Below are 26,281 nucleotides of genomic sequence, written 5' to 3'. Positions count from 1 at the left end.
GCCGGTTCTTTCATGCATAGCATTTAAAACCCCATCGTCATTGCTGTTCCAAAACTCTCTTCAATAGATATATCCTTGTAATTAGAAACAGCGGAACTATCGATAGTAGCATCTCCTGATCCCGCCGGATTATTGGTTTGAATTAGCGGTGCGCTCAGATTATAGTAAGTGGAAGACCACCTTATAAGTGCGCCTTCCTTCCCTTTCGTCACACATACTATATCTACTCCATAGAAAAAAGTTTTCTTTTTAACAACAAAATATATACTTTTGACTAGACTAGTCTTTTTTAAGACTATTAAGCTCTGTTGATTGATCAAAATCAGTTTAAATGATATCTCCTTTGCCTAGAAATGATGTAGCAGTCTTGCTTACTATATCTCATTTCCTCCTGGTTTCATATCTTCCCAGAGATCTTTTTCATAAAACTCCCCAGGTTGCCCATGTAGAAATGGATTTATAAGCTTAGGAATAAATGTAATTGTTCCATTGTCATCCAATTTCACACTGTATTCACTATCTAGGTCCAAATTCTTTACTACAGCAGCTGGGATGGTGATGACTACAGAACTCCCTTGTTTACGTAATTTAGCCATGGACAAGTCTTCTCCTTTCTATCGTTTATCCCTTTCCCTGCAAATAACTCAGTAAGCACCCTTCACTATTAACTGTAGGATGCTGTCCCTCAAGAAATGTAAGTAAAAGCATACGAACAGCAACATACTATTTACCCATCCAACCTTTCTTCTTCATCAATGATAGCTGATTCAGCATGAAGATAAAGCTCTCCTTCAGGAAGCCAATCACCATAAAAGATATCCTCTACCTTCGAATACCTTTGTTTATTCAATTTCTCTCGTAACCAATCTTCGTCTTTATCAATAGAAGCCAATGTATCATGATCAATGCGCCCATCATCTATCAGCAGGACAGATGGATCTTGTTTTTCAGATTTTTTTATCACTGTCACACTTCCATTTATTTCTAAAATAGCATAATAGGCTTCTTTCAAGGTATAACAGCCTTGCTGGCGCAATAATGCCCTTAGTTGTTCTAAATCAATGTGGTTCCTATTCATTGCTTCTTTATTTATTTTTCCCTTATGAATTAAAACAGAAGGCTCTCCCTGCAAAGCTTTTGAAGCCACTTCAGTTTTCACCAGTAGTTTTTCCACCCCATAAACTCCTAGACCCCAAATAGATATAGCAAACAACATATGAAAGACAGAAACTTGCTGATCATAAATTGATGTTTCCAGTAATCCACCAAGTACGAGCACATAAAGCAAATCAAAAGGGGTTAATTCTGAAACAGCCTTTTTGCCTATCAATCGAAAGACAATAAATACAGCCAAAGCTCCTAAGGACATTTTGACGAAAATATCTAAATACATTTTTTTCTTCCTTTCAACAGATAATAATATTTTTGTCTATAAGAAATCAAATTTTTCCAGTAACCCTAGTATAGCATGAGCTGTCTGATTATTTTGACGATTAGAACTAATCACTCATCTTAAAAAATGAAGCATAAAAAAAAGCAAACCGAAATAGGTCTGCTTGACTCGTAATTGAACTTAAAGTCTATCTAAACTAAAGTTAATACTATTTAAAGTGTGTATGGATAAACGACTTCTGAATCGTTCACTCCACATAGAAAAATGCTCATACTGTTCATCGGATGGATTAGACATCACCTGTTTAAATTCTGCATAGCCGTCTACTCCTCCGACATCCTCAGGTACCGGGTCCCCTTGCATGTCTATTAAACGCGCTTTTCGAAGACTCGGCTTTTCAATGATTTGGGTCACTTCAATTCTATGTCTCCAATCATCTCCGAAATCATATTCATACAGAAAGACATCTCCAGAACGGATGTATTCCAGCAGCTGCACTTCTTCATCGTATTTCATTATTTGTTGTCTTTGTTTATATCCAAATGATTCATCGTCGTCTACTAGACAGACAGACATACCATTTGGTTTTTCAAAAGTGAATTGATGCAAATGATAATCGTCCCACATGAAGGCTTCCTGCAATATGTGATGCAACTGATTAAAAGTATAAGTCATCGGAACCTGTAAAACCCTCACGACATCTTCTTCTGTTTCCAATTCAAGGCTTACCTTTATTTCTGCAACAGGTGGCGTGAATACGAGGTTCTCTCCTAATCCTTTATCGCTTAAGAATGATTCCCATTTATTTAACGGTGTATCTTCGGTTCCATCTGGATAAGTGACTATACGGTTATTCACTTTTTCCATCACTTTCAATTGGGCAATGACCTCGTCGTCATACCCTCTCACTTCCATCTTTAAAGGTCTCATTGCTTCTTCAAGATAGTCTGCAGTATCGACATTTTTTCCTTTTGTAAACGTCAGATCTCGGCTCTCTATTTTCTCCTCTATCTCCATCTGCTTGACCCAGTTTAGTCCTAGATAATCGAAGTAAGCTTGTCTGACATAGCGAATGATATTCTCAATTTTACTCAATTCTTCTTTTTTAAGCGGCCAGGCTACAAGTGTTAATTGTGATTCTGAATGGATAAGCACAAGCGCCTTTCTCCTATTTAAAATAGCAATATGAGCTAACCATGAGTTTTCAGTACTTTTATATGAATCCAGCGGGAGTGGCGACCCTTTTGCCTTTTCAATTTCTGTTAAAAATTTTTCTGTTGTGTTAATGAGCATGAATTTTTCTCCTATTAATTGTTTTGTTTATCATAACACATTAACTCAAAACAACAGTATAAAAAATAAAGTTAAACTCCTTACCTTTCCTTACTTTTATGCTATAATAAGAATATCTATTAATTAGGAGTGAATGTAATGATTAGCAACAAAGAAAAAAATACTGTCACTGCAAAAATTACATCAAAAAACCAAGTAACTATTCCAAAGTCTATTCGAACTGCTTTAGATATTAAGTCCCATGATCAAATTATTTTTTATACTAACGACTTAGGTCAAGTGGTTATCAAAGGTGTTGATAAAAAACAAGCCTTTTGGGAAATAGTGGAAGAACAGCAGGCAAAGTACGGTCCTATTGATGACGAAGAAATGAAATGGGGAACAGATATAGAAGCTGAGGATTTTGATTAATGGCTAAACTCAGACAAGGAGATATTATACTCGTTAATTTAGATCCATCAAAAGGAACAGAAACAAAAAAGACTAGGCCATGTTTAGTTGTCAGTAATAATCATTATAATCAGCTTTTAAACACCGTCTTAATAGCTCCTATAAGCAATTCTCAAAAATATAAAGAAAAGCGGTTTGTAGTTTCACCATTCTTTGTTTCAATTCCAGATAATGATAACGTTAAGGGAACTATCTTACTTCAACATATAAGAAGTATTGATCCTATTTCACGTGTTATAGGAAATCCAATCGCGCATCTAAACCCTGATGTAATAGAGAAAATTAGTGAAGTCATTCATAATTTTTTCTAAAAAACGATTTGATAAACTACAACAGCAGACCTATGATAATACTTAGGTCTGCTGTTGTTTCATTTGAAACAAGTTGGTTGATTTATTCTAGTTCATTATGAGAGATTTTTCAACAAATTCACATTGTCTCTCAGTATAATCAAGTGATTTTAATTGAGAGATTAATACCTGTCCTTTTATTTTTGAAGTGCTCGTTAAACTAAAACGAGTAGGAAGATTCTTTTTAGTAGATGTTATGGGACAGATAACCCCGAAGTTTGTACTTTGATTGAACGCATATGAAGATACCACTAAACCAGGCCTTCTTTTTTGAATCTCTAGACCAGCAGAAGGGTCAAAATTAATCTATATGATATCCCCTTTGTCTGGAATGTACTTAGGTATTGTCATTTACCAAACCTCTTCTCCTACAGGTTTCATATTCTCCCAGACATCTTTCTCATAATATTCACCAGGTTTCGCATGTTTAAATGGGTTTTCTAGTTTAGGAATTAGTGAGATGTTTCCATGTTCATCTGTACTGACATTATATTCAACGTCCAAATTTAAATTTTTTGCTTCATTAGCTGGTATTGTAACGACAACAGATTTTCCGTGTTTACGTAATTTAGTAATTGACATATTTCACACCTCTATATTCATTATACTCCTCAACATTAAATAACGTAATGCAAAGAACACAACATTTATTCCAATAAATTACATCTTTATATCAAACTAAATCTTTCTTTTCTAGACATACATCGGAATCCTTTATAAAACTTTACTCTTAATAGTAAAATCATCTGGCACACAAATATGAAGGAGTAATTCTTTTTCTCCTGTCTGCTAGAGTAACTGCCTTCCTACTAACTCTCCCCAATCAAACTTATCATTAGCATTTAAAAACTCTCCTTCGTAATCAGCAAAAAATTCCTCAATCATTTCTGTACATTTTTCAATCTTAATATAATTTGTCTATGAACCTTAATTTTTCTAATCCAACTTTTCATACTCGTTATCAAGCACTGCCGCTTCCATCTCTTTGGCGAGTACTGGACTTTCAATCCGAATAAAACTTCCCTCCTTTTTACTGTATCCCAACAAATCTATACTGCCATACCAAATAATTGAATGATCTATAATGACGCACCTATGGTAACTATTCTCTTTTAATAACAATGAGTATCCTGCTTTTTGAAGTTTGTTAATAGCTATTTTTCTAGATTCACGATGGTTCTTATTCTTAATATCACTGCTTTCTTTTGTAGATATTAAAATGTTTGCTTCTTTACTAGAAAATTTATTTTGAAATTGCTTGATTTGTTTTTTGGATAAAGACGGGCTACTTATCATAATTTCTTTTTTAGCATTTTTCATATCTTTTTTAAGCGTATCAAAGTAAGTATCCGTTTCAAATATAGATTGCCGTTTATCATCTTGACCATCAACATTTATAGTGTAACCCATACTTGCATAACCCGTTAATCTCTTTTGGTACATTCGCTCAAGAACCGGAACATGTATATCTGCATAATCAAAAATGCGCACTTCTTCTTTGCTTTCATGTAATCGGTGTAATCGTCCAGCGTATTGCTGTACACGTCCTTTCCATGAAATTGGCATAGCTATAAATAGAGTATCCAACCTTGCTTCATCAAAGCCTTCACCTATATACTTTCCAGTCGATAAAATAGTGAATGGCTTCCCATCTGACAAATTCTCGATTTTCTCCATTGTTTCTCTGTTATGCTTAGCTCCTTTACTCCCAGTTAAAACAAAGAGATACTTTAATTTATCCGCTAATAAGTCCTTTAACTTTTCAATATGTTCAATCCGTTCTGTCAGTACTAAGTTATAGCGATTTTCTTTATTTTGATCGATGATATCACGGGCAATCATTTCGTTTCTAACATCATTTTCTACTAATTGTGAATACACAGATTGTACAGGCTGTTCGTTAGAAATAGTGGGATCGAGAGGTGTAAAACGAGTGACCAAAGTATGGTCGAATGGTCGTTCTCTGGCTTGTTCTTTTGCGTTGTCTTGAAAACGTATATCGCCACATTGCATATGGATAATTGGCTGATGTCCATCTTTTCTTTTCGGAGTTGCTGTCAATCCATAGACATATTTAGCGTTCACTTGTTTTAATACGCTCTCAAAACTGAAAGCTGAAATATGATGACATTCATCTACAATAACCATTCCGTAGTTTTCCACACATTCATGTACTTCTCCTTTTCGGTATAAGGATTGAAGTAATGCAACATCAATCTTACTTGATAGTTTCTTTTTGCCACCCCCAAGTTGGCCAACAAATGAGTCTTCTGTTTCATCACCTTGCCATTCTAAAAATTCACAAATCCGTTTTTTCCATTGATTAGCAAGTGAGACTTTATTAACTAAAATAAGTGTATTTACTTTACGTTCAGTTATCATGTTCAAAGCAGCGACTGTCTTTCCAAAAGCTGTTGATCCACTTAAGATACCAGTATCGTGTTCTAGCATCTTAGACACCGCTTCTTTTTGTTGCGGCCATAATTCTCCTTTAAAAGAAACAGGAAGAGTTTTTCCGATATTTCTATCGTCGTTCACTCTGTATGTAACGTTGTTGGTATCTAATAAATAGATTATTTCGTCCTTTAATCCTCTAGGCAAAATAATGTGTTCAGCGGTTTCTTCATGACAAGCAATGATTCGCTGCACACGGTAAGTTGACCTCCGCATGGCCTGCAATTGATAGAACTCAGGGTTATAAAAAGCAGCCATCCATTTCAAATGACTCAACCCTTTGGAAGAAATGCCTTTTTTGCTTATATAGATCATGTTCGATAAGATGACTGTCACAGTAGCAGAGAAATCTTTATCTGAAATTTTTGTGTTCTTTGCTTTCTTAGTACCCATGTTTTCTTGTTCGCCATTTTCTCTTACTAAAATCTCAATATACTTACTTAACTCTTCATTTGGTATCTTTTGAATACTAGCTAAATAAGCCCATTGATCCGGGTAAGCTTCAAACCCTTCGTCAATAAAGACGCTATTTCCATTTTTTCGGGCTTCTTTTTGCAGTGGTAAGGCAATCAAATTACCAAATCCTCCTTTTGGTACCGTATCTTGGTTAGGAAATAGGCGATCAAAAGATGCAAAATCAAGTTCATGTCGTTTACTCATTGCAGCTTTTATTAGTTCAGTTCCAAACTTTCTAGCGATAGAAGCTTTTTGATCTGAAGAAAAGAAAAACCAGACATGTGCTCCGTCGCCAGATTGTGATCGCTCTACACAAATAGGGATAGTATGCTCGGCACAAACTTCTCTTAAAGCAGTCACATCTTTCTCCCATTCTTTATTGTCTAAATCAATGGCTAAAAAGTAACACGTATCGTCTAAAGTTATAGGGAATAAACCTGCAACGAAGTTCTTTTCTCCTTTTAAATGACGTTCTGCCACATTAAAATTAAAAGGTTCATATTCTCTATCCTTACTTCTTTCCCAATAAGGAAGTTTTGCAGGTGCATAACCTACTCTTCCAGTTTGAGAATGAATAAACTTTTGAGCATAAACATCTTCCCTTCCTTTGAAAAGAGAGCGATACAATTTGATTTTTTCAGCAGGAGAGGCAAATTTGTTAAATGATGTGTCACTTTCTTTATTTTTTATAAAGCCGTTTGAAGCTGGATTCACTTGGTTATCTATAGTGGTTTCATTTAAAACTGTCCCTTTATATTCTTGAATTTCAGCTTCAAGTATGCTTACTCTTTCTTTTAACAGTTTGACTTCTTTTTTTAACTTCTTATTTTCCTGTTCTATTGATTTAGACATAATAATTAACATCCTTAACTTAGATTTGAAGTGACATTTTATTAGACTGTACTTGCTCTTACCAGTTCATCATAACAAGTCTACACTACATTTGGAAAGAAAATGCAAATGGGTGAACTGTTGTATACTGCAGAATAATACAGTGTAAAACAGCAGACTTAAAGTATCACACTCTGAGTCTGCTGTTTTTATTCTATTATATATGTTATCTCTACACTTGTTGGATATATCTTGTAATTTGCCATCATCTTCAAGCAAAGTTGAACCATTACATCCATATACCTTTCAAACGTTATTGTCATTCCAATATCCTTTTGCTAGCTATTTTATATACTTCTGAATCGCTTCTTTTTCCAATGGCAACTATCTCAATAATTTCGATATGACCTGATGCTTCTCTGAACACCACTCTTAAACCTGCTTTTTTATGTTTTAGTTTTCTACAGCCGGACAAATCTCCTCTGAGTAATTCTCCTGCATGCATACCCATTTTTTCTATCTTTCTTAGAGACTTATCTACTAGTTTTCTTTGAGAGCCATCTAAGTTATCTAAATCATGACGTGCTCCACGGAGTAGTTTTAAAGTATACATACATTACTCCCAGCCATCATCTTCAGAATATTCTACATCTGACAGATCTATACCTGATTCCTCTAAAGAGTAAGTTACAGGATTTTCTTGAGAATCATGTTCTTGAATTCTTTTGTAGACTTCAGCATCATGTAATTTTTCCGCAAGTTCTTCAATTGTTTGAGCCATTTTTTCGTATAACTCTTTATCGAGCACAACCCCTGCAACATTGTTTCTGTTCAATATATAGACTGCCTGATTTAGCTCAGCTGATAATTTGAAAACATCCATCGGACTATTCTTTACATCCGTGATTGACCCTTTTGCAATGTCTCCCATCATCTCCAATGTCATACTTCATCACCTCTTTAATTTGTTTAATTTATTATACTATAGTTACCAACTTTTTAAAAGCTTTATAAACAACCTTTAAAAAGACTTGTTCACTTTTAATAATATATTAATTTATAATAGTTCTTTTACTTCTTTTCTAAAACGATTAAATCGGCTGTACTTCTTGAGATAATCATTTGCGATTTTTTCTTTGGCACCAAGGTTACCCATAGATTCGATGACTTCTCCGTAAGCGATTATGAGTTCCGCTGCTTTATGGTAGCTGTTTCGTAATTTTTCGCTCAGCAGTGCTTCTGTGCGTTTATCTATCGTTTGTTTGATCCACTTAAGTATCTCTTCTTTTTCAACTTCGGAAAGTGACGTCGTATGTTTTAACTGTCTGAAAGCACGACTAAAATAGACTTGATCTCTTGGATGAGTCACTAAACGGCTTCTTATCTCGTCCTCAATTATTCCTTTAACAGGCGTCTCTTCATCCGTTTCTCTACGTAAAAGCAATAACAATGGAACAGCCAGACCCAAACTGTCATAGCTCCAACCAAGAGTTATTTTATTTTCTTTACACTTTAAGTAGTACTCATAAGAATTACCAGTAAAAAATGGAATACTGCTATATTCATTGTCGGTTAACTTATTTTCAGTTAAATGCTTATCCGGTTTTCTTGGATTATCAACTTTCGGTACATCGTTAGACCAAACATGTATGACCGCTTCTACTTCTTCACCAGGGTTAAGATGCGGTCTCAAACGCAAGTAGTTTATCGGACTCGAACGGTGCACAAAAGCTAATTTTCTAAACAGCTTCATGTCGGAAAAATGGTTTAAATGACTCGCAATCACATAGCCAATCTCCATTACGTCTGACTTGATAAACGACCCATCTGGCATTTTCTCTTTGGCAAAATGGATAAATGATAAGATGTCTTCGCATTCTTTTTGGGACAGTTTTTTTATTTTTGCTTCTACCTCATTTGGTTTAAACCAGGCAACTAATCTCCAATCATTTAATCGCTCTTCTGTGTATTCAAGATCCAGTTTGTTAGCCAGCACATTGAGATAGAGTTGGGGATGCTGCTGGCCGAAACGTTCAATATTCTCTTCTAAATAGTTTAAATCTTTGTAAGAAGCACATACTTGCACCAAAGAGTCATACGCATGTCTACCCGGTTGTGTGATTAAGAATTCAATCCACTCATCGACAAAAGATTCAGTATCAACTTCTACTTTTCCAGCCGTCTTCATCTTATCTATGTCAATAATGTTGTGCGCTTTCATTACTTTATATAGCTTTTTCAACCGTTCTTCTCCGGTATACCCCATCGCTATAGCATATAGCCATAAACGAATAAAAACATCTCGGTCAGTATACGTCTGCTCGAATAATTCTGTATTTTCAAAAGTAGTGTCATAATGGACATCGTCATACTCGTCCTCAAGAACAGCATATGCTAAAACATCAATGGCGATTAACTCGCTTAACAACTGGTCCGTTTCCTGATACATCCCTCTCTCTACTAAATCTTCTACCAACTGACAGCTATCTTTGAATCGTTCAAAGACATCTAGTGGATCTTTCACATCGATAAATTCATCTTCTGGCTCATGATGCCAGTCATCATAGTATTCATTCAATACGAGGTATATAAAGACTTCCGCAGAACGAACACTGTCAATCCACTCCTCAACATTTTGCAGGCGTGCTAACAATGTCTGCTTATCTTCAACTTCCGAGGAATTAAATTTCTCTAAAAAATGAGTTCTGCTATTTTCCGGTAACTTCCGAGCATAGTTTCTTATCCATGAACGAAGGGTTTGTTCGTCCATCTTGTTAATTTGTTTATCAATTTTCTGCATGAAACGGTTGTAATCCATAAGAGTCTCCTTCTAAATTTGCTTATGTATAGTCAAATTTGCATTTAAAATAAGAGACGTGCTCTAAAAGATACGATTTTGAACACGTCTCTATTTTATTTAATTCTCAGGTATTTTAATTTGATAGGGAAACTTTTTTGTAATGAGACCCAGCAGCCCAAAAGTGCACACCTTTTTTTACCTTGTTCTACCAAATAAAAAATATCTCTTTTTTACTTCTTTTAGCGAAAAGCTGAATTATACAAAACTTTCAATTGTCCAATCTAATTTTTCTATCAACTGCTCCTGATTAGAAGTTACATCATAACGTTTAATTAATGTGTCTAGCGTTTCAATCCATTCTTTGCTTCGGTAATGTATCTTGTGTTGATTATCGTATTCATCAAAAGAATGAATAGCTTCCTTTTCACATTTGCTTTCAAAAAGGGTAAATGCTTCTATAAGATAGGATAGTTTTATCCGTTCTTCTTTTTCTCTATCTCTTTTCTCCCAAATAGGACTCGGTCTGTAGTGCAATGCAAGATAGACCAAACGATCAATAGCAATAGCTTCCTCATCAAAACTGTCCGTTATTCTAACCTCATAATCATTACGTTCACCCTCTGTAGTCGGGTAATCTCTTAACCATTTTTTTTGCACTTCAATATATTCTTGGTGTTTTATTTCAGAGGATGTTTCTTTGTTCAAGCAACATTTTTTATATTTTTTCCCACTGCCGCATGGACAAGGATCATTTCTTCCAACTTTGGATGTTTTAGTTACAGTTTGATCATTTTTATTTAGTTTCTTTAGTAATTTTTCGAAGTCTTTTTCATCTTTTTGTGGATTTGTATTTGCTTGTTCAAACATCCCCCATTTGCGCATTTCCTTAATACTATCATCTAAATAAAAAACAGACTCTCTATTGTACGAATAAGAATACATAAAATCTATAAAACTATCATAGTAGCCGACTATTCCTTCGTCAATCCGCCCTTCATCGTATAAGTGTTGTATATCATCAATCAATTCAAATATATGTCTATCAATAACGAGCCCTTGCATCATATTTGCTAAATCAGTTTCTCTATCATAAGGGTTAGACATCAATTTTCTTAAATAAGTGATGACCTCTTCTTTACTCACTTCACCATCGGAATATAATTTCCCATAAACATCTAATGCCGCTCCACGAACATAAACATCTGCCACTGGATCCTCTATTACACTTTTTAATGTATTGAAATCACCATCAAACGTGCTATACAGAATAGAACTCAAGTCTTCAGTTATTATATCTCCAAGCATAAAATCTGCTTGTTCTGAAGAAACAGACACTAACTCACAAATTTTTGAGAAAGCTTCCTTTTCTCTAAATTGAGCCAGTAAAAATAGAGCATAGATATGTAGCATGTAATCTTCAGTAATCATTCTCGGATTTTCGATCAAATGATCTAATTCTTTTAACAAAATCTGAGTTGTTTCTTCTTTATTAGCTATTGCCTTTTCTAGTGCACTTTGAGGAAATTGTTCATTGAAATACCTTAACTCTTTAATTACTTTTTCCATATTTCTAATACCTTCCTTTGTTAATAATTTAATTATTCATAAACATTTAATACTGTTAGATTAACAGAAAAAATTGAGCTATAGTCTATAGTATAATACAAAATTTGAAAGATAAATTTGAAAGAACAACTTTATGTAAAAGTAACCCTCCGCTTCGGCATCCATTCTGTTTAGCTACCTAAAGAAGCAGACCTCACTCGCCTATATACTTTACACCTGCTTGCCTTTATATGGGCTATTATTAATTTTTACCTCTTGAGTCTTTCTTTAGATTTTTTGGATAGGTTTGTTCTTAGACTAAAAAGACCGATCATAGGTAGTGGTATGAAAGGTTTTGACATTTTATGGAAATCATTTTTTCCTATTTGTTTTAGTATCGTCATAGTGAAACTCTTTTTTCATTGTTCTTTATTGAAACACAAAAAGGTGCCAGTAAGTTCGATAGACCCCACCAACACCATACGCTTAAGTTATAGAACATTTATAAAAAAAGAATTAGTACCCGATTAATTGGATGTTCGCTTTTAATGTTATTTTGAACGATTATCATTTATTATAATTCTATCTTCGTCTTGTAAATACTCCATTACATTAATTAAAGGTAATCTAAATGCGGAAAAAACATTACTTATTGAAGACATGTCACTAATCAAGCTCCTTAAATAGGGGAATAATGCTGCTGTTCCACTTGTCTTCAAAAAGCTTTCTCTCGAGTAATCATCACCATCAAACTCAAAAATACCCGTTATTTCTACATTTATTATAAATGGGCAATTCTCATTTTCTAAATCCCCAACATTTGCTCTTAAAGTAATAAAATCTGTATTATCTTCATAGCTAATTATAGCATTTATCTCAAAGTCAACTTCCAACAATTCATTCTCAGTTGGTTTAAAGTTTGAATTTAGATTATATTCAGCTTTATTGACTATATATTCAGTTAGTTGAAATGAAGCTTTGTATTGTTCCATATTTAAGCCACCCATTTATGAACTTTTGGTAGTGTATTATATTTATATTCTTCGTTGCTTTTAGAATATTCATTAGCTTTATGCATATTATAATTTCTTTTATAACTATCCATTAAAATTTTATTGTTTTTATTAATGAGAGATGTGTTAATTGATTCTTCAGAAGGTAATAAGTCTCCTAACAATTCTTCAAATGTATAAAACGACCCAGAATTCTCATCATAAACTCCTGGTTTATCTACATTAAATTCAATATCAATATCAAATTTTTTGGCAGATTCTAACATTCTTTTTCTATCCATTTAAATAACCTCCTGTGTTATATCTCTAACTTTTTTAAAGTTAATAGAATCTGTATCAACGATGCAGAATTGTATTTCATTATTACTTAAATCTAAGTTTTCTAAAAAACTCATTTTATTAACATGGTCTTTATGAAAAGTATATTTTACTGCAGACATTTTGTGATAATCAACCAATACATTTATTAACTTTGCTCTAGCTTCAATTTTTCGTTGTTCTTCGTCTTTACTTGTTAGATTCATTCTAACGGTCTTCTGATTATTTTTCCAGAAATTCGTCATTTTTTCTCTATCTTTTTCACTGTCCAAATCTAATAATTTTTCTCTCTTAATTTTATAGCCTTCTATAAAGAGTATTCCTCTATCTTCCTGAGTTTTATTAAATCTTCTAGTTGCCATTTCACTCCACCATATGGCTTTGTTTATATCGTCTACAAAAAAATAGACACCGTTTCCTAACCAATGGTCGTTTCTTGATTTAAAAATAAATTGCTTTGTTTTTAATATTTCATTTATATGACCTTGAATAGTTCCATGATAAAGATTGAAAAAAGAATGTGGATTATGCTCCATAACATCTGCCCTTTAACTACTATACTTTATAATCTATTTAAAATTATATTACATTGGAATTAATTACGTAATGAATAAACAACGACACTATTATACTTCATTTTGAATCTTTAATCAACTGTATGGGTTTTCATAAACAACTAGAAACTCATACTTACCAATTACCAAACTTTATAGCATGTGATTATATCGACTACCAAATTCATTGTGAGACATAGCAATTCTATACTAAGTCGAGATAATATAATAATTTAAGTTTGCTGATGGACTAAGATATTTTTAAAAAAACCTTACTTCCTGGTTTATTGGTCTGTCAACACTTTTTGAACATATTTTATATAGTGTTTAATTGTTCAAGTTCATCCTAATGCGAAAAATGGTAGTGTCGTTAATTGGTAGAATCAGGCATGACCTGTTTGAATTCTGCATACCCGTCTGTTCCTCCTGCATCTTCAGAGACTGGATCACCTGTCATTTCTACTAAACGAGCTGTGCGAAAAGTTGCATTTTTCTATAACTTCAGTCACTTCAATCTCATGTTTCCAATCATCACCAAAATCATATCCGTAAGTAAAGACATCTCCTTGACGAAGGTATTCAATCAACTACACTTCTTCATCATTTGATATTTTTCTTTATAACCAAAAGATTCGTCATCATCTACTAAACAAATAGACCTCTCATTTTGTCTATTAAAAACAAATTGATGTAAATGATAGTCATCCCACATAAATGCTTCTTGCAGTATATGGTGCAACTGATTAAAAGTATAAGTCATAGGGACATGCAGTTTTCTAATGACATCTGGCTCCGTATCTAATTTAAGACTCACCTTTAATTCCGCAACTGGCGGTGTAAAGACAAGGTTTTCACCTAGACCCTTATCACTTAAAAGGTTTTGCCTTTTTTTAAAGGAGAATTTGTTGGCCCATCTGAAAAAGTGAGAGTTCGATTATTCACTTTTTCCATTAATTTCACCTGTAAAATTGTTTCGTTATTATAGGATCTAACTGCTGATTTTAAAAAGTCTATTGTATCTTCTGTCCTATATAAATTCATTGTTCTTATTAATTCTAAAGTCCTATCATTTACTACAACTTCTACGATATCATTGAATGAATTATCATTTCCAATATTTATCCTACCGTTTAATTCTTATTAAACGAGAAGGAATGAGAATATTATATGTTGATTTTTGTACAACTTTCTTTTCTAAATATAATGTAATAGTTGTGGATACAACCGTAACCGTCTAAAAAAATATGTTTTAAAGGGGCTCGATATTTTTTAAACATTATTCAATTTATAGGAAAGGCAATAAGATACGACTCCCCTTCCTTAATTCAGTCATAACCGTTCCGTTTCAAGTGAAAAACAGTTAATTTATGACTAAATATAGACTTTTACATTAAAATTTGATTAAATAGTTATAAAAGTATAGACTTAGCAATAGAAAACGGTTACACTGTTGTTAACAACATAAAAAAGTGAGGAATCTGCGTATGGATCATCCGTTTTATAAGCAACAAGCTCATGAGTATTACTTGAAGTGCCACAACTTATTTGAAAAGGAACTAGCTGCTTCCCTTCCTACCCCTTACCCATCTGTCGTTTCTGAAACCAGCAGAAATGATTATGTTTATTTCGAACCCTTACATATTGACCAGAAAAAACTAACAGGACCCGATCTTGAGAGTTTATTGAATGTCAGTTTCGAGTCACCTTCTCTCTTTCCCGACAAAAACACATACTACATTTATGATATGAGTCAGTTAAAAGAAATTCCTTATAATACACTTATGTTCCAATTGAACGAAGCACCTAAAAAGTCTATGGAAACGACCACGATCATTATGAACCGTTACTTTGAATCCAGGCGTGTGCCTTATACCCTAATGAATCTAATGGGCGAGCCACTGGGCTACAAACAAATGCTTCCTTATGTATTCGGTGACACCTGTTTCGTCCCTGAAAGTGGAGCAACTAAGAAGCCCGCCAGTTGGTATGCTTTACACTCTGTATCGGAGTATGTCTGTCATGCTAAAGAAAAAGAAGTCAGTTTGTATTCCGGTCACTATCCACTTCTGACTTTGAAAACAGATAAAAGCAGCTTCGAGGAACAACTCAATCGGTCGGCTCACTTATATTATATTCAGTCCAGACTAAGAATAGAGTACTTACAGCAGCACGGATCGATAAAAATGGAACCTAAGGCAGAAAACTTACTTGACCGATTTATCAATACCCGTTCCTATCATATGCCTAATTATACAGCTTTCGATTTGATTTTTTATTTCATTGTTTATTGTACACATAAGAATTTGACCCTAATTTTAGGGCCGGATAATCCATATTTAGATGAAGTGAAAGAACGCTTTAAGTTTCCTCCCTTTCCATTGAATTAAATACAAAACGCAATGACTGCAATCCCACCAGATTGCCTCATTGCGTTTGTTTTATTTATCTAAACTATTCTACACCACCTGGACATAGGTAGGACTAGCGGTCACGTAAAAAATATCTCCTTTCGTATTTCTTACTTTATACTGTTCACCTGACCCAACTTTCACCTTATCTAAAATCTCATTAAACCCAATCCCTTTAGTTAAATAACCAAAGACATCCGCATCTTTCCAACTAGGCTGAGTATAAAAGCGTAGCTCACCCGCATGGATACTTTCCACTCGCTTGCCTTTATAAGAGTCCTTTTGAGGTTTCGGACTAACTGGTTTTTTTGGTCTCACTTTTTTAGGTTTGTGATAATCAATCCCTATTTTTTCACAGATCACTTTTATCACAGCTTCCGCAGCGGTAACGAGGTTCTCTTTTTTAGCATAGTAAGCGTGGTCCTGCTGGTTATCGATAAAGCCGTACTCAATAATAACCGTCTGGGTGCTTCCAGTCATTCGGTTCATGAAATAATAGTCGACGCCCGGTTTCATGACTCGCGTAAAGACACGGCGCAAAGGTAAAGAAGTGGCTTCAACCAGCCCATTGGCTAAATCCGTCGCAAAAGTCGGTTTGGAGTGGATGGAATGAATCACTTCAATCCCTCTGGCTTCTCCATTAAAGGCATTAAAATGATTAGAGACACACAAGTCATACTGGTCTTTAATGCGAGCAATGCGTTGTGCCGGTTCTAGTGTGATATCGGACTGACGAGTCATCTCAACAAAAGCCCCTAGTTCTTTTAATCGTTTATACTGATACAGACTAATCTCTAAATTCCAGTCTTTTTCTTTCGCTGAAAAGCCTAATGCTCCTGAATCGACTCCCCCATGTCCTGGGTCTATAATGACTTTTTTACTCATGTTTTTCCTCCTCATTTTGTCAGTACGCTTCTGTAATGCTCTAATTTTTGAGCGGTCTTATTTTTCCAACTATAAACGGTCTTTCGGCTCACTCCGTATTTTTTCGCTATCTCCGTGACAGATAATTGGTTTAGCACCGTATCTTTTAAATACTTTTGTTCATTTGGAGCAAGGCAGCTGAGCATGGATGGCAAGAGTTCCCATATCATCCAGTCCTCATTGTCTTTAACCGTTAACGTTTGCCAGGAATCCGTATCATCTGGCCAGTTTGTTTCCCGCCCCATCGCCAGACTTTTTTTCCGTAGTTCATCAACTAGTGCCCAGCGTACTTTTTGAAAGGCATAACCTGTAAACTGGTAAAACCCTTTTTCATGAAATAAATCATCTGGAAAGTGTTCGTACGCTTCTACCAGTTTCATTAACCCGATCTGCACAAAATCATCATAGTCCGGATGATCAAACCAAATGTTGCAGCGCTTGAGTACCCCGTACACGATGGAATCATGCACAAAGAAAAAATCATCTTCTAATTCTTTTGTTAAGTGTCTTTTCATGTATTCCTCTTATCCGAAGATCTTCTGGTTTTCTGTACATGGCCTGTGTACATCTCCTACTATAAATAGAGATGGGTTCTCATTCAAAAAGACAAATAAGTAAATTCGAAGACAAAGATGAGGACATTTGAGAATTCGGGTATAAAAGAAGGAGTTTGGAAAAAGAGATAGTGGATTCTAACTAAAATATAATTTTTTCAAGATGTTATGTGGCTGTATTTAAGAAGTCTTAGTTTTTGATTACAGTTCCAACACTTTTCCACTTGGGTCGGGATGTAAATTAAAGCTTGCAAAAAAAGCAAACCTATATAGGCCTGCTTTTCTATACTTATTACTATTTGATTTTGATTGGTTTCTTATCTTAAATCCACTTAAGGTAAATCATTCTGTATGAAGAAGCTAGCTGTTTATCGTCATTAACCATTTCATAGTAATCATATTTTAGAAGCTCACTGTCGGCTTATTTTCTGAAAGTAAAAAACCCGTAATTATCAAAGAAGTTTTATATCTCTTGAAGTACTATTGATACAAATTTACTACCTTATTTGACGGATTAATTCTTTCTTGGGTTCTATGTTTTTTAAAAAAATCATCATGAATGCCAAATAGCTTTTCAAAATATTCAATCTCAACAGAATATCGCTCGACCCAGTTGGTTATAAAATAAGAATCTTCTTTTAGTGCGTGTGAAATTAAAGCCCTAATTTTCCCAGGAATATGAATTGGTAAATCATTATCTAAAGGTTCTCTGAAACGATAACCTAGTTTATGAATATTTTTCCAAAACATACTGTTCTCACTTTTGGTTATCCAGCCTTCTAAGTTTGCACGATAAGCAATGGACTGAATTGATGTTTTGTATTTATTTTTTAGCGGCAAGTATTCCTTAGGATTAGTTGGATTGATTATCTTTGAGAAGTCTTCTTCCAACTCTCGTTCGGGTAACATAAAGTAGGAAGCAAACAAATTAGCTTCCTTCTCTATTTTCCTCAAATCATTTTCAGCTATTTCATTAAAATCAATATAACGGTGTAAGATTAAATGGCCTAATTCATGACTCATATCAAAATTTCTTCTGACTGCAGGATTTTTACCTTTATTTAAAACTATAATTGGATAACTGTCTTCTAGCAACCAAGTACTGTAGGCATCCACTGATTTTTCCAATTTTCGTTCGATGATGTATATCCCACTTGTTTCTAAAAAATACATTAAACGTTCATTTGAAACTGTTCCTAAAGTTTCTCTAGCTTCTTCGGCAATTTCTTTTAGTTCATGTTTAGAAAGTTGTGTCAAATTATAATTTTTCTCAATATCTCCGCAAAATGAGTTCATTTTGCCGTGAACAGGATAAGCTACTTTCTCAATATCTAGGAGATGGGTATAAAAGAAATCAAGAAAAACTTGTTCATTTTTTATACTCGTTCTTTTTTGACTGTAACTTTCTCGAAATGCAATGTTACTCGTCTGAGATACAACAGTTAAATAAGAATCTTTCAAAAAATAAGATGATTTCACATTAAAAACATCCGTTAATTGTATCAGTACATTAAAAGTTGGCCTTTCCTGATTCGTCTCATATCGCCAAACGGTCTGTTCATTTACATTTATGATTTCTGCTAAGTCTTTCCGAGTATAAGAAAACATTTCACGTATCTGCTGTAATTTCTCACCATAAAACATTTTCTTGCCCCTTTCCAGTTACTCTTCTTGATTTACATCTTCTTTTTGGGTAGCCTCAGAAGCATAGTCTTCAGTATCTCCTGCCACTGCCACACCATATTCGACGGCTTCAGCAGCTATTTCTAATGGACTAATTGCTTTTTGAGCTTTTCTAAATAATTCAATGCTTATTGATGCTTGATATTCTAACATCATTCCTCGCAAGCTTTCAACTTGAACGAGACCTAATGTTTTTGAATCCATCATCATTAAATCCGCATCACTAAGTTCTTGAGTATTTGAATCAATTTCATACGTCAAAATATAAAACCCATCAAACTCTTCTTCTAAATTCAATGATAAGTTCTCACTTCGAATAATTGCTCTCTCGTCTATTGCGTTATCCGCATATAATTTTAATTGCTGAACTTTACTATTATTAACGATTTTGTCTAATTCTAACCTGTTATTTATCTTAGAAAGACCATAGAGCCAATTTTTTTCTCTATTCTCTAAAGTTTTAGATTGTAGTTCTGCTAAAGTTTCATTTATTCTTTCCGCTCTTCTAACAATAATCATATGATTATTTTCACTATTATGTACTTTGAATTTCAAATAACTCCATGAACCTGCTTTTGCATGTTCAAATTGAACGTTAGCTGATTCTTCTTTCGCTATCATGTCTTCTAGGTGGTTTCCACGAGTATACGCATATCCATTGCTAATAACCATGTCCTCAGCGGCTGCTACTCTAACTTGAAGATATCTTTCATAGCCATTCACAAGTCCTCTAACAAAATGGTGATTGATTTCATCACTAAGTTTTAATTCATTTTTATCAATCATATTAATCTCCTTTACCAATGGATTGTAAAACCAGATTTTATTAATTATATCATAATACAACGCAATAGATTGATAGTTATCTAGAAATTCCTAACATATTTATTCTTGTAAAAGGAATCTGTAATTCATCAAACTACTTTTATCCTATATTTTTCTAGAATCACTAAATTAATTTTATTGATTACTTCAACTATTCACTTGTTATTTTTATTCAATTTCTTGTAAAATCTTTGTCTTCTTCACTTTATATCCTAACCCCTTTAAATACTCAACTGTTTGCATCATATTTAGTATAGAGAAGAAAGGCAATCTTTCATGTAGTTCTCGTTCATCTTTGTCAATAATAGCAAAAACTATGGTCATATTACTTGATAAATAATTTGTAAGAGGAATTATATGAGCATAATTAGTATCTATTTCATTTATCTTATTAATAGCTTCTTGTCTAAAAGATTCCTCTCTTAGTAAAAGTTCTCCTGACACCCTTCCTTGAGAAAATAGATGACTTAGCGTAGAAGATCCATACCATTTTTTAACATGAATTAACTCATTAGAATCCGTTAATAAATCACATAATTCAATCTGACTATTATTAAAAGACAGATTTTTCCGATCCATATTAATCATATTAGGAAGACTATTACCACTTGAAATACGATTATTATATCCCGGTTCTGATTCATTTACTCTACACGCCGGTAATTCTAATTCGTAATCATCCACACCTTGTATATAATTCCTTACTTGGTTTGCGTAATCTCTATCTACTTTAAACCATTCACCAACTGTTAAAATATAAATAGTATCCTCTAAAAATGTCTCAAATATTAAACAGCTATAAACATTCCACTTATCAACATAGCCATCATTTTCATTATCATGAGAATAAATATAGTGAGATTTAATTTGTTTAATACTTACTGAACTGAAAGTTTCAACACGTTCATAATAGTCTTGTATATTTAAATCTTCATACTTTTCTCCTTTTTCTGTATAGGAATAACTATGGTTTGAAGTATAGTCTACTATCTCTGGTATCCCAATACTAATTTCTTCCACGTTATTATTTATTTGTTCAACTAGCAAGCCATCAAGTTCATCTATTGTTTCTTTATCTTCAACTTTCTGAAGGTTGTCAACCCAGCTAAAACTACCCATATAATCTTCACTATTATATTTTTCAACTAAAATCTGACATATCTCATTAAAATCTCTAAATCCATTATTGAATTCGTAAGTAAAATGAAAAGAATCACGTCCCGAAATAACCTTACCGAAATGATTATATTCGGGAGTTCCTGTTACTGATCTCAATAAGTCACTTACCACATCAAAGTTTAGGTTTCTAATTTCTGTGTCTCTGTTAGATTGGCTTCGAGTTTGAATAGAAGAAATATCTATATTTACAGAATCAATACTTCGTAGATTGTCTGGATGTATAGAATTTAACACTACTTTCAAACCAAAATCTTTTTCATAAACATTTTCTTTAATCATGTGCCGTCCTTGTCCATGAGCAAATATAAGCAGATGCTCTAAATACTTAATAAAAATCACTGCTCTGGTAGATTTATTACTCATATTTGGAATGTCTTCATCTGTACCCAATTCCAAAAACGACAACCAATCGGGAGGTTTCTCCTGTTCAAATCCTAAAATAATTTGTCCTTCAATATTAAGATTGCCTTTAATTGGATATGAATGATAATTTTGATTTCTAACCAATTGAGAATAATTATGATTTCTATATTCGTTTTTTACTAAGTAAGCAGTGAGCTTTGTTCTAGCCATTAGATATCTCCTTCCTACATATTCAATTTACATAGCTCTACCTTTAAGGTGTTTTTCAGTATAAGTTAAGTTTCAAAATTACGAAGTTTACTTGTCTACTATTCATTCTTTCTAAAATATAGTATTGAAGTTTTTAGCATTTCTATTGTATCACATAAACAGATAGCGCTTTCTTTTTAATCAAAACTGACAAACTTTAGTCAAAAAATAAATAACCTAACACCAATAAATAGAGATGTCAGGTTATAATACATAGTTTTCAATATTTGATTTCGTTTAATTTATATCTTATTACTCTCAAATCTTTACACTACCCCTTAATCTCTCATAAACTAAATAAATCTTTCATAAAATTCTCAACTTTATTAATGGCCTACATACATTATACAACTCATCAAATTCTAGATAACTGTCACGATAGAGAACTAGACAATGAACTAACTTATATTGTATCCCACTAGTGTTGCATTAAAATATTAACCTGTTCCATGGCATAAAAAAATCCTTTATACTAGTACTTGGATGACTTATCCAAGACCAATACAAAGGATCTATGCATGGATAAGTATAAAACAAAAATGACCATAAATAAATGGTTTTCGTATATTAAGTTAGAACAATTAAGCTTTGATTCTCGTCAAGCCATCAAACAATTTGATCGTTATGCAAAGAAATTGACATTTAAGAAAGTAATAAAGCTCTTTCTGTATGCCATTAACGATGAAACCGAAAGTTTACGACACCTAGACCAACAACTTGTCAATCCGAATTTGAAAAAAGTAATGGGGATAGACTCTATCAGTTACTCTCAGCTTTCTCGTGCCCTACGGGCACTTGAACCAAGTGTATTACTGGAGGTTTTTAATCATTTACTTTCTCTTGTGCATAAAAAGACGAAGGTAAAGTCGAAAGAAAAACTCTATCTGATTGATTCCACAACCTTTTCATTTAGCAAGAATTCCTATCCATGGGCGCATTTTAGACCGACAAAAGCTGGCATAAAGTTACATTTAAAAGTCTGCTTCATGAATGAACGTTGGGTGCACCCTGAACAATTTGAAGTATCTCCTGCTTCTGAACACGACCATGATCACTTGAACGTCTTTATCAATGAGAAACGGGCGACCTACGTTTTTGATCGTGGGTATCTTGATTTCGCTCAATTCGATCAAATGCATTGGGATGGGTATTTCTTCGTTTCTCGGATTAAGAAGAATACGAAGGTACATGTGCAAGGCCATCTAGACGTTCCTAAAGGAACGGGTATTATCAGTGACCAGTTGGTTCAATTGGGCAGTCAAGTCTACTTGACGAGTCTCTTTCGACTTGTGACGATAGAAAGAAAGCAGCAAGCCAATTTAAGAATTATCACCAACCGCATGGATGTATCAGCTGAAGAGATTAGTAAAATGTATCAATCACGATGGCAAATCGAGCTCTTTTTCAAGCATATCAAGCAACACATGACGATTAAAAACTACTTTTCAAAGTCAGAAGAAGGTGTGGAAAATCAAGTCATACTGGCACTGATTGTCTACTTACTGACCTTACTCATCAAGCTTGAATTAGACTTAAAACAAACAGTTTTCCACGTTTTAAGGCATTTACGAGCGTTACAGTATGAACCGTTCGAATTATTTAAGGAAATATTCGAACCTGACTAAGTGAAAGAAGCCGCAAATCGATTTATCTACAACTAAATAAGTCAAAAAAATTCTGGAAAAAGTCATCCGCTGCGCCAGCATTTGACTTTTTTGTAAATTTTGATGAGAACTACTTGTGATTTAGTTAACAAATATGAAATTCGGTAAGAAAATAATTTTATGCAACACTAGTGATTGTATCCATTATTTCTGAGTAGTTAAACGCGTACTAACTTTCAATGCATGAATCATACTTTTTTCACTAGCGATGCCTTGACCGGCAATGTCAAAGGCGGTTCCGTGGTCTACTGATGTCCGAATAATGGGCAAGCCGAGTGTAATATTCACACCACTATCGAAAGCCAATAATTTCATCGGTATATGTCCTTGGTCGTGATACATGGCAACGACTATATCATAAACTCCTTTAGATGCTTGCAAGAAGACAGTATCTGGCGGTAATGGTCCAGAAACGTTATAACCATTAGCTTTCGCTTCTTCAACGGCAGGGGCGATCTCATCTCTATCTTCATGTCCAAACAAACCCGATTCTCCTGCATGTGGATTCAGGCCGGCTACGGCAACTTTCGGATTATCGACTCCCATTTGTTTTATAGCATCATGCCCTAATTTAATACAGTCCATGACACGGTCTTTTTTCACTCGATCAGTTGCTTCGCGAAGGGAAACATGAGTGGATACGTGTACCACTGACATAAATTCAGACCATAACATCATCGCATATGTCTTAGTACCAGTTAAATCCGTAAATATTTCTGTATGCCCATCATAGTAGTGCCCACCTTTATGCAAAGCTTCCTTATTTAAAGGACCGGTAATCACTGCCTCAATACGTTTTTCCACAGCTAAAGCAATTGCTCGTTCTAAATACCGATAGGCGGCATCACCGGCTATACCTGATACTTCGCCAATTGTGAAATCCTCCATAGATAAATCAACCGCATGAATAAGATTGATTTTATCTTTCTCAAAAGCTTCCGGTTCAGAAATAACATTCAACGGATACGGGTTTTTAAGCAAGTCAGAATAATAGCGAAGGACTTTTTCGCTTCCTATAATGAGTGTATTATTTCTGTACGTTTCATTGTTCATCAATCCTTTCATGGCGATTTCTGGTCCTATTCCAGCGGGATCACCCATGGTAATGGCATTCAATTTCATAATTTTACATCTCCTTTATATAAAAAATGGATGCGTTATAACTGGTTAAACAGCTATAGCACATCCATCATACTTTTTAAAAGACAAGTGTATTGACTAACTTAACTGTTCGATGACAGAAGCCAAATTGTACAATTTCTTTTCTTGAAAAGGCAGGCCAATTAACTGAACTGAATGAGCATATCCTTCTCTGCTTTTTCCACTTGGCACAGCCATTGCTGGAAAGCCGGTTAAATTGGATGCTTTGACTAATCGCGAATAGACACTTCGTATATGATATGTTTCTTCGTCTATTTCGATTTGTCTTTGGTTTAAATCACTCGGAAAAGCAGGCACAGTAGGCGTCATAATCACATCTACTTGTTTTAAAATAGTAGTAAATGTTTCAATTGCCTGTTTTTTCACTTTACACATACTAGTATATTCAGAGGCTTTTATACGCTGGCCTTCCAAAATACGCAACCGTATTTCTTCTTCGATAAAATCGGATTGACTATCCATTTCTTTTTTTAAAGATTCATACACTTCAGCTGCAAATATGATGGAATTCGCTTTATTAAAGGCTTCCATATGAGGAATCTCTATTTGCTTAATTTTATAACCAGCAGCTACCAAGTTGCGAACCAATTTTTCAAAATGAGACTTTATTTCTGGCTCGATTATATCAAAGAAAAATCTTTTGGGTACACCGATTACTTTTAAAGAATGTTCTTTACCAGTAAATGATGCAAAATCAATTGAATCACTTCTAGCTATAGCATCTAATAACAACGCATTATCTTCAACGGTTCGAGTTATAGGACCTAGTGTATCTAACGTCGGGACTAATGACTCGACACCTACTCTACTAATTAAACCAAATGTCGGTTTCATGCCGACTACACCACACAAAGCGGCTGGAATGCGAATAGACCCTCCCGTATCTGACCCAATAGAGCCATAACTAAAATAAGATGAGACCCCAGCGGCAGAACCAGAACTTGACCCACCTGCTATTTTCTCAAAATTAAAAGGATTTTTGATTGGTCCAAAGTGAGAAACATCTCCAGTCGATCCATAGGCTAAACTGTGCATATTTTCTTTTCCGATGATAATCGCACCGCTATCATTTAATCTATTGACAACGTCAGCGTCCTCTTTACTTAACCGATTCGCAAACAATTGAGACCCACTCGTCGTATAGGTTCCTTTAAAGTGAATAATATCTTTTAGGCCTATAGGGACACCGTGTAAAGGGCCTTTATATAAGCCTTTCATGATGTCCCTTTCAGCTTCATTGGCTTTTTCTATTGCACTCTCAAAGGTATAAGTGATATACGCATTAACATCTGGATCCTTTTTTGTTATATGACTAATAACAGACTCAAGGAGTTCAACTGGTGAAAGTTCTTTATTTTTAATAACATGTTGCAATTCTGACAACGGAAGGTATACCAGATCATTCATCGGCATGAATCCTTATAGCCCGAGCTCTTTCAATTTCATTTCAATCTCTTCATATACTTTCTCCGTTCCCATTCCCGTTAACAATGGCACACCATTGATGACTTTGTCTTTATACTTATCTGGTACCATAGTTGTTGAAACAGTCAAGTCATAATTTTCAACATTTTTCAGTTCATCTGATACTTTACCTTGTGACATTTTGACGTCTTTATCATAGCCGTTCTCTTTCAACCATTCTTTAATTCTTCCCGTCACAACAGTGGAAGTTGCTATACCTGTTCCACATATAACTAACATTTTTTTCATGATTTTCCTCCTACTTTCCTTCTCGTATTTCCAAAAATTTTGTTTATTTTATAGTTTATTTCTTCGTTTATTGCTTGTAAATCAATCTTTTACACAAAAAA

Annotated in this window: 28 protein-coding genes; 4 read left to right on the top strand and 24 right to left on the bottom strand. The window is 34.1% G+C overall.

The features are described from left to right. Positions 1 to 23: 23 nt before the first annotated feature. The 4 genes from ABDZ53_RS09120 to ABDZ53_RS09105 all read right to left on the bottom strand — a co-directional run bounded on the left by ABDZ53_RS09120 (position 24) and on the right by ABDZ53_RS09105 (position 2,686). Positions 24 to 212: a hypothetical protein gene (locus ABDZ53_RS09120; RefSeq protein ID WP_343755762.1), complete on the bottom strand. Its 189-nt coding sequence runs from the start codon at positions 210 to 212 to the stop codon at positions 24 to 26. Positions 213 to 374: 162 nt separating this feature from the next. Beyond that, positions 375 to 596 carry a type II toxin-antitoxin system PemI/MazE family antitoxin gene (gene mazE, locus ABDZ53_RS09115; RefSeq protein ID WP_343755760.1) on the bottom strand — a complete coding sequence of 74 codons (222 nt, stop codon included), beginning with the start codon at positions 594 to 596 and terminating at the stop codon, positions 375 to 377. Between the two features lie 131 nt (positions 597 to 727). Next, positions 728 to 1,393, bottom strand: coding sequence for a DUF421 domain-containing protein (locus ABDZ53_RS09110; RefSeq protein ID WP_343755758.1), 666 nt, complete (start codon positions 1,391 to 1,393; stop codon positions 728 to 730). A gap of 180 nt (positions 1,394 to 1,573) precedes the next feature. Then, positions 1,574 to 2,686, bottom strand: a complete 1,113-nt coding sequence (locus ABDZ53_RS09105) for a plasmid pRiA4b ORF-3 family protein (protein ID WP_343755756.1) — start codon at positions 2,684 to 2,686, stop codon at positions 1,574 to 1,576. A gap of 138 nt (positions 2,687 to 2,824) precedes the next feature. Between ABDZ53_RS09105 and ABDZ53_RS09100 the strand changes: the two genes are divergently transcribed. Together ABDZ53_RS09100 and ABDZ53_RS09095 are read left to right on the top strand one after the other, a co-directional pair. Further along, positions 2,825 to 3,097, top strand: coding sequence for an AbrB/MazE/SpoVT family DNA-binding domain-containing protein (locus ABDZ53_RS09100; protein WP_343755754.1), 273 nt, complete (start codon positions 2,825 to 2,827; stop codon positions 3,095 to 3,097). Continuing rightward, positions 3,097 to 3,447 (top strand): type II toxin-antitoxin system PemK/MazF family toxin, encoded by a 351-nt coding sequence (locus tag ABDZ53_RS09095; RefSeq protein ID WP_343755752.1) that lies wholly within the window; start codon positions 3,097 to 3,099, stop codon positions 3,445 to 3,447. The genes ABDZ53_RS09100 and ABDZ53_RS09095 overlap by 1 nt, the downstream gene beginning before the upstream one ends. Positions 3,448 to 3,534: 87 nt before the next feature. On the opposite strand, the gene ABDZ53_RS09090 is transcribed toward ABDZ53_RS09095, so the two are convergent. The 12 genes from ABDZ53_RS09090 to ABDZ53_RS12940 all read right to left on the bottom strand — a co-directional run bounded on the left by ABDZ53_RS09090 (position 3,535) and on the right by ABDZ53_RS12940 (position 14,271). Continuing rightward, the gene (locus ABDZ53_RS09090; RefSeq protein ID WP_343755806.1) at positions 3,535 to 3,792 is read right to left on the bottom strand and encodes a type II toxin-antitoxin system PemK/MazF family toxin; all 258 of its coding nucleotides are present in this window, start codon (positions 3,790 to 3,792) and stop codon (positions 3,535 to 3,537) included. 45 nt (positions 3,793 to 3,837) lie between these two features. Continuing rightward, on the bottom strand, positions 3,838 to 4,068 hold the full coding sequence (mazE, locus tag ABDZ53_RS09085) for a type II toxin-antitoxin system PemI/MazE family antitoxin (RefSeq protein ID WP_343755750.1): 231 nt from the start codon (positions 4,066 to 4,068) through the stop codon (positions 3,838 to 3,840). Between the two features lie 354 nt (positions 4,069 to 4,422). Further along, the gene (locus ABDZ53_RS09080) at positions 4,423 to 7,248 is read right to left on the bottom strand and encodes a TOTE conflict system archaeo-eukaryotic primase domain-containing protein (protein ID WP_343755748.1); all 2,826 of its coding nucleotides are present in this window, start codon (positions 7,246 to 7,248) and stop codon (positions 4,423 to 4,425) included. Between the two features lie 298 nt (positions 7,249 to 7,546). After that, positions 7,547 to 7,840, bottom strand: coding sequence for a type II toxin-antitoxin system RelE family toxin (locus ABDZ53_RS09075; protein WP_343755746.1), 294 nt, complete (start codon positions 7,838 to 7,840; stop codon positions 7,547 to 7,549). A gap of 3 nt (positions 7,841 to 7,843) precedes the next feature. Next, a complete protein-coding gene (locus tag ABDZ53_RS09070) occupies positions 7,844 to 8,173 on the bottom strand; it encodes a hypothetical protein (RefSeq protein ID WP_343755744.1) in 330 nt (109 codons plus the stop codon). Between the two features lie 111 nt (positions 8,174 to 8,284). After that, positions 8,285 to 10,045: a hypothetical protein gene (locus tag ABDZ53_RS09065; RefSeq protein WP_343755742.1), complete on the bottom strand. Its 1,761-nt coding sequence runs from the start codon at positions 10,043 to 10,045 to the stop codon at positions 8,285 to 8,287. A 237-nt stretch (positions 10,046 to 10,282) separates the two neighbouring features. Next, on the bottom strand, positions 10,283 to 11,593 hold the full coding sequence (locus ABDZ53_RS12950) for a DUF1186 domain-containing protein (RefSeq protein WP_425541701.1): 1,311 nt from the start codon (positions 11,591 to 11,593) through the stop codon (positions 10,283 to 10,285). 530 nt (positions 11,594 to 12,123) lie between these two features. Continuing rightward, a complete protein-coding gene (locus ABDZ53_RS09050; RefSeq protein ID WP_343755741.1) occupies positions 12,124 to 12,564 on the bottom strand; it encodes a protein-export chaperone SecB in 441 nt (146 codons plus the stop codon). A 2-nt stretch (positions 12,565 to 12,566) separates the two neighbouring features. Then, positions 12,567 to 12,866 carry a hypothetical protein gene (locus tag ABDZ53_RS09045; protein ID WP_343755740.1) on the bottom strand — a complete coding sequence of 100 codons (300 nt, stop codon included), beginning with the start codon at positions 12,864 to 12,866 and terminating at the stop codon, positions 12,567 to 12,569. Next, on the bottom strand, positions 12,867 to 13,439 hold the full coding sequence (locus ABDZ53_RS09040; RefSeq protein ID WP_343755738.1) for a hypothetical protein: 573 nt from the start codon (positions 13,437 to 13,439) through the stop codon (positions 12,867 to 12,869). A 464-nt stretch (positions 13,440 to 13,903) separates the two neighbouring features. Beyond that, on the bottom strand, positions 13,904 to 14,044 hold the full coding sequence (locus ABDZ53_RS12945; RefSeq protein ID WP_425541700.1) for an IS1096 element passenger TnpR family protein: 141 nt from the start codon (positions 14,042 to 14,044) through the stop codon (positions 13,904 to 13,906). Next, entirely contained in the window at positions 14,041 to 14,271 is a 231-nt protein-coding gene (locus ABDZ53_RS12940; RefSeq protein ID WP_486187748.1) for a plasmid pRiA4b ORF-3 family protein, read from the bottom strand. The genes ABDZ53_RS12945 and ABDZ53_RS12940 overlap by 4 nt, the downstream gene beginning before the upstream one ends. A gap of 670 nt (positions 14,272 to 14,941) precedes the next feature. On the opposite strand from ABDZ53_RS12940, the gene ABDZ53_RS09035 reads away from it, so the two are divergent. Further along, on the top strand, positions 14,942 to 15,844 hold the full coding sequence (locus ABDZ53_RS09035; RefSeq protein WP_343755736.1) for a hypothetical protein: 903 nt from the start codon (positions 14,942 to 14,944) through the stop codon (positions 15,842 to 15,844). Positions 15,845 to 15,913: 69 nt separating this feature from the next. Here the strand turns inward: ABDZ53_RS09035 and ABDZ53_RS09030 are convergent, their stop codons facing one another. From ABDZ53_RS09030 to ABDZ53_RS09010, 5 genes are all read right to left on the bottom strand, one after another. Next, complete coding sequence (locus ABDZ53_RS09030) at positions 15,914 to 16,750, bottom strand: N-acetylmuramoyl-L-alanine amidase (RefSeq protein ID WP_343755734.1); 837 nt, start codon at positions 16,748 to 16,750, stop codon at positions 15,914 to 15,916. A gap of 11 nt (positions 16,751 to 16,761) precedes the next feature. Next, on the bottom strand, positions 16,762 to 17,304 hold the full coding sequence (locus ABDZ53_RS09025) for a sigma-70 family RNA polymerase sigma factor (protein ID WP_343755732.1): 543 nt from the start codon (positions 17,302 to 17,304) through the stop codon (positions 16,762 to 16,764). Between the two features lie 519 nt (positions 17,305 to 17,823). After that, on the bottom strand, positions 17,824 to 18,987 hold the full coding sequence (locus ABDZ53_RS09020) for a spr1629 family repressor/antitoxin (RefSeq protein WP_343755730.1): 1,164 nt from the start codon (positions 18,985 to 18,987) through the stop codon (positions 17,824 to 17,826). An 18-nt stretch (positions 18,988 to 19,005) separates the two neighbouring features. Further along, positions 19,006 to 19,812: a spr1630 family ClpXP-sensitive toxin gene (locus tag ABDZ53_RS09015; RefSeq protein ID WP_343755728.1), complete on the bottom strand. Its 807-nt coding sequence runs from the start codon at positions 19,810 to 19,812 to the stop codon at positions 19,006 to 19,008. Between the two features lie 207 nt (positions 19,813 to 20,019). Further along, positions 20,020 to 21,603, bottom strand: a complete 1,584-nt coding sequence (locus ABDZ53_RS09010) for a TIGR04141 family sporadically distributed protein (protein WP_343755726.1) — start codon at positions 21,601 to 21,603, stop codon at positions 20,020 to 20,022. Between the two features lie 557 nt (positions 21,604 to 22,160). Between ABDZ53_RS09010 and ABDZ53_RS09005 the strand changes: the two genes are divergently transcribed. Beyond that, a complete protein-coding gene (locus ABDZ53_RS09005) occupies positions 22,161 to 23,267 on the top strand; it encodes an IS4 family transposase (RefSeq protein ID WP_343755724.1) in 1,107 nt (368 codons plus the stop codon). A gap of 183 nt (positions 23,268 to 23,450) precedes the next feature. Here the strand turns inward: ABDZ53_RS09005 and pdxA are convergent, their stop codons facing one another. The 3 genes from pdxA to ABDZ53_RS08990 all read right to left on the bottom strand — a co-directional run bounded on the left by pdxA (position 23,451) and on the right by ABDZ53_RS08990 (position 26,180). Continuing rightward, the gene (gene pdxA, locus ABDZ53_RS09000) at positions 23,451 to 24,428 is read right to left on the bottom strand and encodes a 4-hydroxythreonine-4-phosphate dehydrogenase PdxA (protein ID WP_343755722.1); all 978 of its coding nucleotides are present in this window, start codon (positions 24,426 to 24,428) and stop codon (positions 23,451 to 23,453) included. A gap of 96 nt (positions 24,429 to 24,524) precedes the next feature. After that, positions 24,525 to 25,874: an amidase gene (locus ABDZ53_RS08995; RefSeq protein WP_343755720.1), complete on the bottom strand. Its 1,350-nt coding sequence runs from the start codon at positions 25,872 to 25,874 to the stop codon at positions 24,525 to 24,527. 12 nt (positions 25,875 to 25,886) lie between these two features. After that, on the bottom strand, positions 25,887 to 26,180 hold the full coding sequence (locus ABDZ53_RS08990) for a PTS sugar transporter subunit IIB (RefSeq protein ID WP_343755718.1): 294 nt from the start codon (positions 26,178 to 26,180) through the stop codon (positions 25,887 to 25,889). Positions 26,181 to 26,281: the final 101 nt, after the last annotated feature.

It is taken from the genome of Alkalibacterium iburiense (genome assembly GCF_039521845.1).
In the GTDB taxonomy this organism is placed as follows: Bacteria; Bacillota; Bacilli; order Lactobacillales; family Carnobacteriaceae_A; genus Alkalibacterium; species Alkalibacterium iburiense.
Note: the sequence above shows the minus strand (reverse complement) of the source record. Positions and strands in the feature narration are given on the sequence as shown.

Excerpts from the sequence above, each read along its gene's own strand:
- mazE (WP_343755760.1), bottom strand. The coding sequence starts at position 596 with ATGGCTAAATTACGTAAACAAGGGAGTTCTGTAGTCATCACCATCCCA.
- ABDZ53_RS09110 (WP_343755758.1), bottom strand. The coding sequence starts at position 1,393 with ATGTATTTAGATATTTTCGTCAAAATGTCCTTAGGAGCTTTGGCTGTA.
- ABDZ53_RS09050 (WP_343755741.1), bottom strand. The coding sequence starts at position 12,564 with ATGGAACAATACAAAGCTTCATTTCAACTAACTGAATATATAGTCAAT.
- ABDZ53_RS09095 (WP_343755752.1), top strand. The coding sequence starts at position 3,097 with ATGGCTAAACTCAGACAAGGAGATATTATACTCGTTAATTTAGATCCA.
- ABDZ53_RS09105 (WP_343755756.1), bottom strand. The coding sequence starts at position 2,686 with ATGCTCATTAACACAACAGAAAAATTTTTAACAGAAATTGAAAAGGCA.
- ABDZ53_RS09025 (WP_343755732.1), bottom strand. The coding sequence starts at position 17,304 with ATGAAAAGACACTTAACAAAAGAATTAGAAGATGATTTTTTCTTTGTG.
- ABDZ53_RS09070 (WP_343755744.1), bottom strand. The coding sequence starts at position 8,173 with ATGACATTGGAGATGATGGGAGACATTGCAAAAGGGTCAATCACGGAT.
- ABDZ53_RS09015 (WP_343755728.1), bottom strand. The coding sequence starts at position 19,812 with ATGATTGATAAAAATGAATTAAAACTTAGTGATGAAATCAATCACCAT.
- ABDZ53_RS09045 (WP_343755740.1), bottom strand. The coding sequence starts at position 12,866 with ATGGATAGAAAAAGAATGTTAGAATCTGCCAAAAAATTTGATATTGAT.
- ABDZ53_RS09065 (WP_343755742.1), bottom strand. The coding sequence starts at position 10,045 with ATGGATTACAACCGTTTCATGCAGAAAATTGATAAACAAATTAACAAG.
- ABDZ53_RS09030 (WP_343755734.1), bottom strand. The coding sequence starts at position 16,750 with ATGAGTAAAAAAGTCATTATAGACCCAGGACATGGGGGAGTCGATTCA.
- ABDZ53_RS09080 (WP_343755748.1), bottom strand. The coding sequence starts at position 7,248 with ATGTCTAAATCAATAGAACAGGAAAATAAGAAGTTAAAAAAAGAAGTC.
- ABDZ53_RS09010 (WP_343755726.1), bottom strand. The coding sequence starts at position 21,603 with ATGGCTAGAACAAAGCTCACTGCTTACTTAGTAAAAAACGAATATAGA.
- pdxA (WP_343755722.1), bottom strand. The coding sequence starts at position 24,428 with ATGAAATTGAATGCCATTACCATGGGTGATCCCGCTGGAATAGGACCA.
- ABDZ53_RS12950 (WP_425541701.1), bottom strand. The coding sequence starts at position 11,593 with ATGGAAAAAGTAATTAAAGAGTTAAGGTATTTCAATGAACAATTTCCT.
- ABDZ53_RS09020 (WP_343755730.1), bottom strand. The coding sequence starts at position 18,987 with ATGTTTTATGGTGAGAAATTACAGCAGATACGTGAAATGTTTTCTTAT.
- ABDZ53_RS08990 (WP_343755718.1), bottom strand. The coding sequence starts at position 26,180 with ATGAAAAAAATGTTAGTTATATGTGGAACAGGTATAGCAACTTCCACT.
- ABDZ53_RS09005 (WP_343755724.1), top strand. The coding sequence starts at position 22,161 with ATGGATAAGTATAAAACAAAAATGACCATAAATAAATGGTTTTCGTAT.
- ABDZ53_RS09035 (WP_343755736.1), top strand. The coding sequence starts at position 14,942 with ATGGATCATCCGTTTTATAAGCAACAAGCTCATGAGTATTACTTGAAG.
- ABDZ53_RS09100 (WP_343755754.1), top strand. The coding sequence starts at position 2,825 with ATGATTAGCAACAAAGAAAAAAATACTGTCACTGCAAAAATTACATCA.
- ABDZ53_RS08995 (WP_343755720.1), bottom strand. The coding sequence starts at position 25,874 with ATGAATGATCTGGTATACCTTCCGTTGTCAGAATTGCAACATGTTATT.
- mazE (WP_343755750.1), bottom strand. The coding sequence starts at position 4,068 with ATGTCAATTACTAAATTACGTAAACACGGAAAATCTGTTGTCGTTACA.
- ABDZ53_RS09075 (WP_343755746.1), bottom strand. The coding sequence starts at position 7,840 with ATGTATACTTTAAAACTACTCCGTGGAGCACGTCATGATTTAGATAAC.
- ABDZ53_RS09040 (WP_343755738.1), bottom strand. The coding sequence starts at position 13,439 with ATGGAGCATAATCCACATTCTTTTTTCAATCTTTATCATGGAACTATT.